General features: G+C 41.2%; 6 protein-coding genes and 1 pseudogene. 2 read left to right on the forward strand and 5 right to left on the reverse strand.

The features are described 5' to 3' along the window. Positions 1 to 554: 554 nt before the first annotated feature. Together metH and CUU64_RS09840 are read right to left on the reverse strand one after the other, a co-directional pair. On the reverse strand, positions 555 to 4,004 hold the full coding sequence (metH, locus tag CUU64_RS09835; protein WP_101633429.1) for a methionine synthase: 3,450 nt from the start codon (positions 4,002 to 4,004) through the stop codon (positions 555 to 557). After that, complete coding sequence (locus CUU64_RS09840; protein WP_101633430.1) at positions 3,994 to 5,844, reverse strand: bifunctional homocysteine S-methyltransferase/methylenetetrahydrofolate reductase; 1,851 nt, start codon at positions 5,842 to 5,844, stop codon at positions 3,994 to 3,996. The genes metH and CUU64_RS09840 overlap by 11 nt, the downstream gene beginning before the upstream one ends. A 633-nt stretch (positions 5,845 to 6,477) precedes the next feature. Between CUU64_RS09840 and CUU64_RS09845 the strand changes: the two genes are divergently transcribed. Beyond that, entirely contained in the window at positions 6,478 to 6,705 is a 228-nt protein-coding gene (locus tag CUU64_RS09845; RefSeq protein ID WP_101633431.1) for a hypothetical protein, read from the forward strand. Positions 6,706 to 6,893: 188 nt separating this feature from the next. Here CUU64_RS09845 and CUU64_RS09855 read toward each other — a convergent pair. The 3 genes and pseudogenes from CUU64_RS09855 to CUU64_RS09865 all read right to left on the reverse strand — a co-directional run bounded on the left by CUU64_RS09855 (position 6,894) and on the right by CUU64_RS09865 (position 13,906). Then, positions 6,894 to 9,072 (reverse strand): annotated as a pseudogene (locus tag CUU64_RS09855) (sensor domain-containing protein). Between the two features lie 262 nt (positions 9,073 to 9,334). Beyond that, on the reverse strand, positions 9,335 to 11,722 hold the full coding sequence (locus CUU64_RS09860) for an immune inhibitor A domain-containing protein (RefSeq protein WP_101633434.1): 2,388 nt from the start codon (positions 11,720 to 11,722) through the stop codon (positions 9,335 to 9,337). 675 nt (positions 11,723 to 12,397) lie between these two features. Next, positions 12,398 to 13,906, reverse strand: coding sequence for an aminotransferase class V-fold PLP-dependent enzyme (locus CUU64_RS09865; RefSeq protein ID WP_101633435.1), 1,509 nt, complete (start codon positions 13,904 to 13,906; stop codon positions 12,398 to 12,400). A 165-nt stretch (positions 13,907 to 14,071) separates the two neighbouring features. Here CUU64_RS09865 and CUU64_RS22535 point away from each other — a divergent pair, with 165 nt between their 5' ends. Beyond that, a complete protein-coding gene (locus CUU64_RS22535; RefSeq protein ID WP_257985472.1) occupies positions 14,072 to 14,206 on the forward strand; it encodes a hypothetical protein in 135 nt (44 codons plus the stop codon). Positions 14,207 to 14,220: the final 14 nt, after the last annotated feature.

The raw sequence follows: 14,220 nt of genomic DNA on the forward strand, positions 1-14,220 counted from the left end.
TTTAATTGTACTGTTTGGAACCATTCAAATATTCACCATCAAAATGGCTGTATTTGAAGCTTGGGCCTCCCTGACCTGTTATCCATATAAATCTTATTGCCATCCCTGCTGAATCCGCTGCACCCAAACATTCTGCAATACCATTCAGAAAACCAAACTTGAAATAGTTTGCTCCTTTGAAATCCCATTCCCCCTTTACATTTACAATCACTAAAATATAAAAAAGCCATCTCCACGAAAGGGAAATGGCTATACAATCAAGTTAAAGGTATGGATTGATAAAAGCCTGCAAAGCATTGTTACTCATACTCGTTCGCTGAAAGCCAAGCCGTAACTTGTTACTAATTCTTTACACGATCTATAATTTCGATAACTATGTTACATCTAAAAGTACACACCATATACTTCTGAAATAATATCTTTATAAACATATTAAACTTACAATTTTTAGTTTTAACTTTACCAAGATTTCTTCACTCCGGCTCAGAGGGTAACAATTAGAGTGCCTAACCCAGTAAAATTGAAAAATAAGTGGAAAAATCGCTTTCTTTTCCTTATCTATTCACATTGAAATACCTGGCTTCAGGATGTGAGAACACAATCGCTGACACGGATGCTTCCGGCTCCATCATGAAGCCTTCTGTAAGATTGACGCCGATATCCTCCGGTTTTAACAATCGGAACAGCTTTTCCTGGTCCTCAAGGTCAGGGCATGCAGGATAACCGAACGAATAACGCTGTCCTGTATATTTTGCAGCAAAGCGCTCCTTCATGGTCATTTCTATTGGATCTCCAATGCCCCATGCATCCCTTATCTGCTGATGAAGCCTTTCAGCGAAACCTTCTGCCGTTTCAAGTGCTAACGAGGATATCGCATGGCTCTTCAAGAAGTTTCCTTCATTTTTCCAATGCTCTGCTAAACTTCGGATCCCGTTTCCTGCGGTTACGACAAACATTCCGACATAATCCATTTCACCTGATGATACAGGCTTAATGTAGTCTGCCAAGCATAAATAAGGGCTTGTGTCCTGGCGCGGAAAATCGAATATTTCCAGTACTTCTTGCGAATTTTCCGGATTGTACACCAGGACCTTGTTCCCTTGGCTTTGGGCAGGGAAAAATCGGTAGACACCATTCAGTGAATGCTCTTTATTATCTTTAAGGAAGGCAACAAGCTCTTCTACAAGATCATTTAGGAGCGTGGTTTTTTCGTCTCCCTGCTCCAATAGCTCATGGACTTTCCCTTTCAGGCCGAGATGGTGCCCCAGCAGCATCTGTTTATTAATATATGGGAATACTACATCAAATGGATAATCCTTAAGGATATGCCGTTTTAAATCGACGGGTATCTTTACAGGCACATCTTTTAACCCGCTTGTTGCCGGCTGTTTCCTATGAGGCTTAACAATCAGGGCTGCTGCCTCGGCGTTCGCAGCCGCTACTTTTCTTTTTGCTTCTAATTGTTCTAGATGGGCAATCTTCTTTTCCTCATCATGCAAAATATTTGTCACAGCCAATCCATCCATCGCATCTTTTGCGTATATCACTGGGCCGGTATATTCAGGGGCAATCTTAAAATCGGTAAACTTTCTTGATAAAGCAGCACCGCCGACAAGAATCGGGATATCAATCCCTGTCTGTTTTAAATCCTGGGCAGTCAAGACCATCTGCTGGGCTGATTTTACCAATAATCCCGATAATCCCAGTACGGTCGGTTTGTGTTCACGAATTGCTTCAATAATTTGCTGGGAAGCAACTTTAATTCCCAAATCAACTACCTCATAGCCATTATTGGACAGGATTATCTCAACAAGGTTCTTCCCGATATCATGAACGTCGCCCTTAACAGTAGCCAAAAGCACCTTACCTTTTTTGGTGCTTGCCGATTCATTCTCCATGTAAGGCTCAAGATAGGAAACCGCTGCTTTCATTGCTTCCGCACTTTGAAGCACCTCGGCAACAATCAGCTGATTATCATTGAACAATCTCCCTACCTCTGCCATTCCGTCCATTAGGGGGCCGTTAATGATATCAAGCGGTTCATCCCCTCTTTCCAAAGTGGTTTTTAAATCTTCAACCAGGCCTTCCTTTGTCCCTTCGATGATATAATTGGCAAGCCTTTGTTCTAAGGGGAGAAAAGATGTATTTTCCTTCTTCTCAATTTTTTTGTCCCGGTAGAATTCAGTAAAAGTCTGCAATGTCTCCTGTGAAGTATCAAAAAGCAAACTTTCAGCGAGTCTAACTTCTTCTTCAGGAATCGATGCGAAACGCTCAAGCTTTTCAGTATTGACTATTGCATAATCTAGGCCTGCTTTTGTGCAGTGATACAAAAAAACCGCGTTCAATATTTCTCTTCCCCTTGCAGGCAGTCCGAAAGAAACATTGGAAATTCCCAGAATCGTCAAGCAATGCGGAAACTTCTCTTTGATTGCCTGGATTCCTCTGACCGTCTCGAGCGCTGCGCCTATATACTGCTCATCGCCCGTTCCTACCGGGAAAACCAATGGATCAAATATTAAATCCCTCGGGTTCAATCCATATTTATTTACGAGCAAGTCGACGGAACGCTCAGCGATTTCCAGCTTTCTTTCAGCATCAACCGCCATGCCGGCTTCGTCAATTGTGCCTATAACTACAGCACCGCCATATTGGTGAATAAGGGGAACAATTTTTTCAAAACGCTCCTCTCCGTCTTCCAGGTTGATCGAGTTGATGATGGCCTTTCCTTGTGAGTACTTCAACGCCACTTCAAGCACTGCTTCGTCTGTTGTATCAATGACAAGGGGCACCTTTACCTTTTTCACGACCTCCTGGACAAATTCCTTCATATTACTTAATTCATCGTCATCCGGGTCTGCTAGACAAATATCAATGACATGCGCACCTTTTTTAACCTGTGCCCTGGCAATTTCAGCGGCCGGCTCAAACTTTTTATCCCGGATCAATTCCTTAAATTTTCGGGATCCTATGACATTTGTACGTTCCCCGACAAAAAGCGGGCGCATGGAATTATCATATATCAGCGGTTCTATTCCCGAAACGGCATGCGGATGGACAGGACGGGCAAGTTCGCGGGGCCGCACTCCTTCTAAAACCTTTGATAGCTCTTCAATATGAGCCGGAGTGGTACCGCAACAGCCCCCAATAATATTAATCCAGCCTTTTTCAGCGAATTGCTTCATTTTTCCTGCGAGAGAAACCGGTGACTCATGATAATGCCCCTCTTCATCTGGCAGGCCTGCATTGGGATAACAACTTACACCATTTAGGGAGAGTTCCGCCAAACTGCGAATATGGTCTGTCATGAACTCAGGACCGGTAGCACAATTCAAACCTACCGCAATCGGGTTCATATGCTCGCATGATAAGTAAAACGCTTCGATAGACTGGCCTGCTAAGGTCGTTCCCATTGGTTCAATGGTCCCGGAAATGATGATTGGAAGTTCTTTTCCTGTTTTGGAGAAAGCATTTCTTATCCCCGTATATGCAGCTTTGACATTGAGCATATCCTGACATGTTTCAACCAGTATCAGGTCACATCCGCCATCGATGAGCCCGCGTGTCTGCTCTTCATACGAAGCTGCCAATGCTTCAAAGGTCGTTCCGCCTGTAACTGACAGCGTTTTTGTTGTCGGCCCCATCGACCCCGCGACATATCTTGGCCACTCATTTGTGGAATATCTGTTACAGGCCGCTTTGGCCAGCAGAGCCGATCTTTTGTTCAGTTCATAAGCCAATGAGCTTAAGTTATACTCGTCAAGGACAATGCTAGTAGCCCCGAATGTATTTGTTTCAATAATATCCGCCCCGGCCTTTAAATAAGCTTCATGAATCGATTGAATCACTTCCGGTTTAATTATCGATAAGTATTCATTACAGCCTTCGAACTCTTCCCCACCGAAGTCATCAGCCGTTAAATTGGCATCCTGAATCATTGTTCCCATTGCTCCGTCGAGCAGGAGAATTTTGTCCTTCATCCGCTCCTGTATCTGTCTATTGCTCATATGTTGTCACCTCAACAAAACGTTCACTGTCAACTTTTCTGATATAGATTGATAGCTCTACTGTCATTTCATAGCGCAAGAATGGGGTGATTAAATAAATCCCATTAAACTTTTCTACCGCTGCATCTACCAATTCCCTGGCAATCGCCACTCCTTCTGCCCTTGCCTTTACCGGATCACTCCCTGCAGCAGCCATCGCCTTCCTAATGTCATCCGGCAGCTTGATCCCGGGAACCTCATTATGGATGAACTCCGCATTGCGGGAGCTTGTAAGCGGCATTATCCCAATAAATATAGGAGTGTCAAGATGCTTGGTAGATTCATATAAATCTTCAATTTGGCTGACAGAATAAACCGGCTGGGTCAAAAATGAGTGTGCTCCGCATGCAATTTTCTTTTCCATCCGCTCCACCGCTTTGTGGAGATAGCGGACATTAGGATTGAAGGCAGCGGCAATTTTGAAATTTGTTCGTTGCCCAAGACTTTGTCCGGAATAAGACAATCCTTCATTAAATTGTTTAATGAGGCTGATTAAATCTAACGATGAAAGATCATAAACACTTGTCGCCCCCGGGAAATCGCCAATTTTGGAAGGATCTCCGGTCACTACTAATATCTCATTTAGGCCAAGCGTTTGCAGGCCCATAAGGTGCGATTGCAAACCGATCAGATTCCGGTCACGGCAGGTAATATGAATCAGCGGTTCCGTACCGATTTCGTTTTTCAACATTGTTCCGAGGGCCAGATTGCTGATCCGAGGTGTTGCCAGGGAATTATCAGCAAGTGTAATAGAATCAATGCCAGCATCATGTAATGCTTTCGCTCCTGCCATGAACTCCTTTATCCCCAATTTCTTTGGGGGATCCAATTCGACAAGAATCGTTCTTTCCTTTTTTGCTTTTTGATGAAGGGCGACATTGTTTTCATTGTACGTAACTTCGATAAGTTCCATTTTTCGTGGTTTGATCTGTTTTTCGTTAATTGGCGGCAAATTGCCTACTGCTTGCTTTATAGCTTGAATATGCTTTGGCGTTGTACCACAGCAGCCGCCGATAATGCGGGCTCCTTGTTCACGGAGTTTTAATGCACTTGATCCAAAATATTCCGGAACCGCTTCATATACGAGCCGCCCATCAATATAATCCGGAAGGCTAGCATTAGGATAAACGGAAAGATATGCGTGTTTAGGCAGCGGCACTTCTTCAAACGAGCGTAACATATGATGAGGCCCTAACCTGCAATTGACGCCTACAGCATCGGCCCCTAACTCTTCTAATCTAAGGAAGGCTTCATTTAAGTGAATCCCGCTTTGCAAATAACCGATTTCATGTAAAGAGACATTGGCGATGATTGGCAACTGAGTTTCTTGACGAGCAATCTTTAGTACTGTCTCAAGTTCCTCTAAATCATAATACGTTTCAAAAAGCAAACCATCCGGGTCTTCCATCAGCTGGCTATACAGCTGTTCTCGAAAGCTTCGTTTAATTTCTTCCAATTCCAAATTTGATTTTCGGAAGCTCCTGGTTGCACCGATGGTCCCGAAGACGAAAGCTTTGCCCATGGCTGCTTTTTTAGCAAGGGAAATGCCTTTCCTGTTAATGCTACTGACCTCTTCTTCGCGGCCGTACAGTTTTAATTTATAATAGTTGGCACCGTAAGTATTCGACTGTAGGATATCCGCTCCCGCCTCCAAATACGCTGTATGTATGGTTGCAATCCGATCAGGATGGGAGATATTCAGCTCTTCGTAGCAATTATCAATTCCGTTAGAGTATAAAAGGGTCCCCATCGCCCCGTCGCCAATCAAAATCCGCGTCCTCAATTCATCCCGAAAATCCAATGATTTCCCCTCCCCTTAAACAGCCAATCTTTAATAGTTGTATCCTAACATGATTAAAGGGCTATAGTATAACGGATAAAAGTAATCAGCTGATATAACTAAAAGATATACCAACTGATTTCATATCTTTCTTCGATACTACAGTGTCTTTAAGATAAAGATGAACCTTCAAGAGAGAAACAACGATAATGTTGGCGAGAAATTTTTTATACTAATGGCTTCTCTAATATGGGGGAAATATCTCAAGAAAATAATCATTAAGATGTTTATGATAGATGGTTGGTTTAAAAGTTTAGAGAAATCAAGGTATATATTTTTTGTTGAATAAGAAAGGACATTACATATTTTCATTGTAGTGTCCTTTTCTCGTTAACAATTGATGAGGCTTTGCTATTATTATTTTTTGTAGGTTGTATTGGTGCTTTGCGGAAATATGGTTGTTCATTATGATTGACCTGGTATCATTTAATCCCACCATTCCCCTTATTTTTCACCGAAATTGTAAAATAAAAAATGAAATATTCAAACTTATACACGTATAAAAAATCAAGATCTTAGTCGATAAATAGATAAGAGGACATAAATCATCAGCATGTCAAAATCTCTATATCACATGTTAAGGAGACCGAAGTAATGGCATATGAAAGTTTAAGTTCAATAGAGCTCCAACAAAAGCTGGAAGAAGTTCGTCATTATGAATCAAACTGGAACAATCTATTTCTTCAAGGAGATTTAGACGGAGAGTCACCAGAACGCATAAAATATTTTAAAGAAAAAGAACAGTTTTACGCACTTGAAGCGTCGACAATAGAAAGAGAGCTGACACTAAGAAGCCATAATAATAAACTCGCATCAGCTTAATGACTACTGCTTCAAACTGAAACATGCAATCTGGTTAAGGAAGGCCCATACACTGTAGCTATAGGTCTTCCCAAACCGCAAACAAGAGCGTTTTCGAGAATTGTATCACATGTTTTGAAACAGCATTCATTTTATTCGAAATGCGTTACATGCCTTGGATTCACTACGAATCTCCCCAACCTTTCCTGTTAATGCTGGTACTGGTAGTTAGCAGGATAATTCATTTGACTAACCAGCTTTTCAAATTCCCCTCTCGGAAGAGGTTTGCTTATATAAAAACCCTGTGCCTCATCGCACCCTAATTCCATTAACAAATTCATGACTTCTCTTCCTTCAACTCCTTCTGCCACCACCTTTAAATTTAATTCATGGGCAAGGTATATAATTGTTTTCACTATGGTGATATCTCCTAAGTTTTGGGCCGCCTCCTGAATAAAGGTGCGGTCTATTTTCAGATAGTTAATGGGAAATATCCTCAAATAATTGAGTGATGAATAGCCTTTCCCGAAATCGTCTATGGATATTGATACATTCATTTCCCTTAGGATTTTTAAACATGAAATGCAATCCTCTATATTATCAATGAAGCTGTTCTCAGTGATTTCAATTTCAAGCAAGCTAGGATCGAAGCCTGTTTTCTTTAAAATTCGATCGACAACATTCAGGAAATGGGGTAGACGAAAATGAAGCGGCGAAATATTTACAGCTACCTTCAAGGGGTAGGAAAAATTCCATTCCTTCGTTTCCCTGCATGCCGTTTCCAGCACCCACTCATCAATTTTAATGATCAGCCCCGTTTCTTCTGCAATAGGAATAAACTTGTCTGGTGGTACATTCCCTATTCCATCGTAATAAAGCTTCCATTCCTTTTATCTGTCCTGTAAGCAAATCCATCTTGGGCTGGTAATACAGCTCCAGTTCATTATTCTCGATCCCCCTATGCAGAAATTGCTCGATCATAAGGGTCTCGTCCTGGTGCTTATTCATTTCTGGAACATAGATGCTGAAGGTATTTCTGCTGAATGACTTGGCTGCGTACATAGCTGTGTCCGCATTTTTTAACAACGTATCGTAATCTTCGCCATGCTCTGGAAAAATACTGATTCCGATGCTTGCTGTTGTGAAAATCTTATGGGAGTTAGGGAGCAAAAAAGGGTCCACAAACATCGATATAATCTGCTTTGCATACATCGAAACAGTTCCCTCGTCTTCAATGCCTGGCATGATGATAATAAACTCATCTCCCGCTAACCTATAAATATGTCCTTTTGAATCCAAAGCATTTAGTAACCTGGCGGACACAGCACGGATCAGATGGTCTCCCATTGTATGGCCTAAAGAATCATTAATTTGTTTGAAACGATCCAAATCGATAAAGAATACAGCAAATCTACTTTGATCTTTCTGTGATTGGGCAACAATTTCTGTGATATCGTCGTTGAATTTCCTTCTGTTAGGCAAATTGGTTAGTAAATCGTGAAATGCAATATAATGGACTTCTTCCTGGGCATCATGCAAGTCAGTAATATCATTTATGCAGCCAATTACCTCGACCACTTTCCCTTCCTGAAAAACGGGAGATAAATAGGTTAACAGGTGCCTGCCATTATAGGAATATGTATAATTGACACTTTTCCCGGAGAATGCTGTTTCGTACTGGGTCTCAAACATATCCGCCAAGTCGGATGGAAACACTTCGTGAGGCGTTTTGTCCTGCATTTTTTCATTTTCAAGACCTAATTCATAAGCTAATTTTCCTCTGTTCAAACTATAAACAAATTGGTTGTGTTCAACTTTTATAATTTTAAAAATTAAGTTGTTCATGGAGTTTGTAACAAGCCGGAAGTCATTTTGTAACGCTTCTACTAGGCTTTCCTGCGCGAGCTTGCCTTCAGTTATGTCTGTCCTGAACGAAATAAACATCTCAGGGAGTCTTTTGGGGCCATGGATCGGGACTATTGTCGTTTTAATCCAATAGTATGAACCATCCTTTGCCTTATTTTTAATTTCTCCTTCCCATACCTTCCCTTGTTTAATAGTTTTCCACATATTTTTAAAAAATGATTGATCATGAAATCCGGAATTAAGGATTCTATGATCCTTTCCTATTAACTCTTCACGGCTATACTTGGAAATCTCACAAAATTTATCATTTGCATATAATATTTTTCCTTTGGTATTAGTCGCTGCTACTATTACAGAAACATCAAGTGCAGACTTTAACATAGAAAAATGATCTAGGGAATTTGCTATTCGGTGCAGGTATTGTTCAATTTCAATATTGCTGCCAACAGTGCCTTTAGCCAATTCTGCTTGAAAGTCCTTAATAAATCGTTCTGAATTATACGTATCGAAAAGTTCGTCCATTGTTATCACCTGTTATGCCCCTCCCCACTTTTGCTAAATGGAACTTGTTATCTGACTTGTGTTAGGTCGTATAGCCATATAAAAATACGAATATTTGTTTCTAGTTCTTTTTTACCACAGCATCGAAGCATTTACAATATTATGGAAATTTTATTCTTATTATATGGTTGTAATAGTGAAAACGTCGAGAATCGGTTGTTAATCAGATATAAAAAAACAGTGGGATTCAAGTGAATCCCACTGTTTACTAGTTTAATTCTTATTAATGTATGAATTTTTTTGTAATCCACACCATTCCGGCTGAATTATCTTTAGCCTCACCGAGCACATGGAATTTTAAGCCATAGTTGGGTACCTTGCGTCCGGCGTCCGGAATGAGATGATTCATGTACGTTTTAGAATCATCGAACGTAATTACACCTGGTAATCCATCATAATCGTAGATTCCGCGAGTTGGTGAATCTACATACCACTCAGAAGCTTTGTCAAATGAGAAGGCCGCATCCGCCACCTGGTAACGAGTACTTTGGTTGATGGAATCTTTGCCTTGAAATGTACCTACGATTGCTTCGGGATGGGAGTCGACTACACCAATGAACCCTTCACCCGGGTGCACTCCAGTCCAGTTATCAGTATAAGAATCATCACCATACCAAACTACTAAACCAGTGTTATACTTTACACCGCGTGAAAACTGAAGTGCTTTATCCGCTCCTGCATAGTTTCTCCACTCAAGATAGTAATAATGAGATTTTAGGAATATGCCGTTTGAAGCCTCAAAACCGTTAAGTGTTACTTTTGCTGTTCCTTCCGCATTATCGGAGAATATGGTGTCGCCGTCCGCTGACACCACAATGTTATCGATCGCATATCCGTCAGGTGCCAGGCCGCCGTCCGTTACATATTCAAATACAATTTTTACTTTCTTGCCTGCAAACTGGCTTAAATCAAGAATCTTATTTTCCCACAAGCCTCTACTTGTTTCGAAACCGCCTTCTGTGTTTTGATCGCCGATTGTATCAAGACGGACAGGTTCTTTTTCTCCTTCTACAAAAGCATTTACATAAACATAGTCATAATCAAACTCTACTTGATACCACTGTTTATAGTTGATGGATGCAGTATTCACATTAGTTAAATCCAATAAAGGTGTTTCCAACAATGTATGGAGATTATCTCCTTTTGTACTATAGTAGTACTTATCCCCATAAGCTGGTTTAATCCCCATCACTTCCTTTTTAGGAAGATTCACTTTGACGATTCCAGCGTTTTTCGATTTTGTTACGCTCTGGTCAATAACACTGGATAAACCTTCTTTGTCGATGTTCTCATAATTCAGTTCAGTAATATTTGCCCAGTTTCCGCCCATTGTCTTTTGAAAGAATTCCTTATTTTGTGGGGAAAAGCTAGTTGGCGTTGTCCCGGCAATTTCACCATTCCAGCTTCCGCCACTCATGATCGACCATGAAGCAACAGGCTCGCCATGCCCTGTGTACTGGGTATCATATTCATCGGGAAGACCCAGGTCATGTCCAAATTCATGCGCAAATACCCCAACCGCGCCGTCTTCCGGCTCAATTGTGTAATCAAATGCTGCCATTTGTCCGCCCCAGTAAGGAACCTTAGCCGCTGTGCCCGGGATTTCGTACGGTGAACTTCCGATAACCCATCGGTGGGACCAAATAGCATCATCCCCTAATTTTCCGCCGCCAGCTTCCTGGCCAACGCCTGCGTGGATCACCATTAAGTGATCGACAAGACCATCCGGTTCATTATGATTGCCGTCCCCATCCAAATCATATTGGTCGAACTGGTCAAATTCTGATAAATTGAGACCCGACTCCACTGCTGCATTTAAGGAATCCTTTACAAGGTCGCGGGGGCCTTTAGGAGCAAGATTATCAGTTCCTCCTTCAGGATTGTCATCTCCATATTCTTTTGCGTTGCCAGGAACAGTCAACCAATCCGTTACATGGCCGTCCACCGTATAGCTTCCACCCGATTGTTCTTCATAGTATTGCTTAAATGTCTCAACTTTCTCACCGTTAAATAACTCAAATGCCTGATCGCCGAAAAGCATTTTTTCATAATGTTCATGGCTGAAATCTTCAGAATACATATAGCCGGGCTCTTGCTCGATTTGATTGTGCTTGAAATCTGCATATTCTACTAACAGAACTAATACCTTATCTTCCCGTATTGAACCGTTATAACCTGCCTGTTGTGCCGGATCTACTTTCGCATACCCATTTGGCCTGCCATTCTGGGCTATGCCTTTAGAAATCTGCTTAGATAGCTTGGCCTTTTGGGCCTCTACAAAGTCTTTTGTCTTTTTATCAAACGCTTGCTCTTTGGAGGTAGTATTTTTTGTTGTACCAATTTTTTTATTCTTCTTTTGGATATAGGCATTTACTGCCTGCTTCACTTCTTCCGATGTTGCATTTTTTGAAATAACTCCCCGTTTCTGTAGTGCTTTTGCCAGGCGGTCCTGATCCACAACATTTAAATCAATTGGCGCTGATTCCACTGCTGCAGACACGTTTGTTGGTGACATTGCTGTACCGGAAAAAGAACCTGTGAACACGGACATAGCAACTAATGCACTGGCCGCAAAACTGGAAAAGATCTTTACTGTATTTTTCTTCTTCATGTTGTTCCCCCATTTTGCAGATTTTTTAATACCTTATTTTTTTCAGAATCTTCTTACATTCTAGTAAAATACTATAATAATTTGCATAATTTTTACATAGATAAGATGGCTCATTAAAAAATGCGAAATTGGTATAAAATTGGCAAAACATTTCTGTATTTATGTCAAAATGGGAAACTGGTGAAAGATTAGTAGGCCTATATCATTAAAAACGCTGAACTTTTCCCCTTATATTTATGTACCTTAACTTTTCGTGCCACTAAAAATAAGAACAAATGACTATTCTTTCATCCCCCTGAATGCCATAATAAAAAAAGGATTGACCTATTACTGGAATCGGCCAATCCTTTTTCTGATTCTATAAGCGACTTGTTCGTTTTTGATAAAAATGATCAAAGCCGATTTTATTTTTTATTTGAATCCGCGTAGAACGCCATGGCATCACGCATAAATACAGCCGGGATTTGGGGGTCAGTCCCCCGCTGCTTCACCGCGGTACCCCACCGGGGGACTGACCCCCAAAATGAATAAAGTCCTGCAGAGCAGATTCTGCAGGACTTTATTTTTGTATAGTAATTGGTTTCCCATTTTAAAGCTCTTGACATTTAACAATGAATTTTGTTTTAAAAAAGGGCGGGTCAATTGCCCTGAAACTAATATGCTTTTAAAAAGATATTACGGCTCCGGTAAAGCGAACATTTCTGCGGTCAGGTCCCTTTGTTCATAAACGTAAACATAATCATTATTCTTCGGATCATATCGATAATCTTGTTCCCACTCTTCAATGTTTTCCACGATCTGCTTTATGGAAGAAACAAAATTGTATACTTCTTCATTTGTCATTGTTGGATGCAAGGAAACCCGAACCCATCCTGGTTTTGAAGACATATCCCCATTTTCAATTTGTTCAGAAATGGAGTGAGAGGTTTCCTTATCAATATTAAGCAATAGGTGTCCATAGGTACCTGCACAGGAACATCCCCCCCTTACCTGGTAGCCGAATCGGTCATTTAAAAGCTTGACTAGTAAATTATAATGAATCCCCTCAACGATAAATGAAACGATTCCTAACCGATCCTGTCTTCCGCCTTCCAAAAGGTGGACGCCTGGTATTTTTTTTAGGCCTGGCATCAGTACATCAATTAATTCTTTTTCCCTTTTGAGCATGTTTTCCGTTCCCATTTGTTCCTTTAATTTAATCGCCAATGCTGTTTTGATGGTTTGTAAAATTCCTGGGGTACCGCCGTCCTCACGTATTTCGATATTGTCATGATACCTGCGTCCTCCCCATGGATTCGTCCATGTAACTGTCCCGCCTCCGGGATGATCAGGAACTTTACATTTATACAGTCTTGAATCAAAAATCAGTACACCATTGGCGCCGGGCCCTCCCAAAAATTTATGTGGCGAGAAGAAAATGCCATCAAGCTTTTCCATTGGATCCTCCGGGTGCATATCAATAGTAACGTATGGCGCTGACGCCGCGAAATCAATAAAGCATATACCGCCGTGTTCGTGCATCTTTCTGGCTAATTGATAATAAGGAGTCACGATGCCTGTTACATTGGAACAAGCAGTAAAAGAACCGATTTTGACATTCCTATGCGCATACCGGGTGAGGAGGTGCTCCAGGTGTTCGATATCCACATTTCCATTGGCAGCAGGCCTGACAATTTCAACATCTCCAATGGTCTCCAACCAAGAAGTGTGATTCGAATGGTGTTCCATATGAGTTATAAAAATAATAGGCCGGTCTTCGATTGCAATTTTGCTTTTCCCTTTAAATGCCTCCGGCAGCCTTAAGCCTAAAATCCTTTGTAATTTATTCACGACAGCGGTTGTACCGTAGCCATCTGTGATAAGAACGTCATGTTTATCCGCATTCACATGTTCTTTGATGACTCGCTGTGCATTCTTATAGGCGAGGGTCATGACGGAGCTAGTAGAATTTGACTCTGTATGTGTATTGGCCATATATGGACCGAACATTTCAGTTACCTGGTATTCAATCGGCCGATAAAGCCTTCCACTGGCGGTCCAATCGGCATAAATCATTTTTTTTGTCCCATAGGGTGTGGTGATTCGATAGCCGTTTCCAATAATATGCTTTCGAAACTTTTCAAAATAGGCTTCAGACTCTCCAGCGAAATAATACTCCTGATCTCCAACTCTTACCGTTATCATTCAGCTTCACCCCCGATGCATGCCATTCAATATATTAATCTATGCACCTAGATTCATTACGGTTCATTATGGCAAGTATCGATTAAAGCTTTAGCAAAATGATTTGTTGTCTGTCCTTTTGGAAATACTGTAGCTTGAAATGATCAGAAAAAGAGGTGTTATTTTGTGAATGATCCTAAATTCCGACCGGATCCTGAGGTTGAAAGATTCATGCTGGAAACAGGGGTTACAGAATTAGAAGCAGCGCGTCAGCTGGGCATAAATCTAGATGAAATATGGGTCGGGATTGAAGAAGACTAACGAAATAGAAATAT

The sequence above is a fragment of the Bacillus sp. V5-8f genome, assembly GCF_002863565.1.
Classification (GTDB): domain Bacteria; phylum Bacillota; class Bacilli; order Bacillales; family DSM-1321; genus Peribacillus.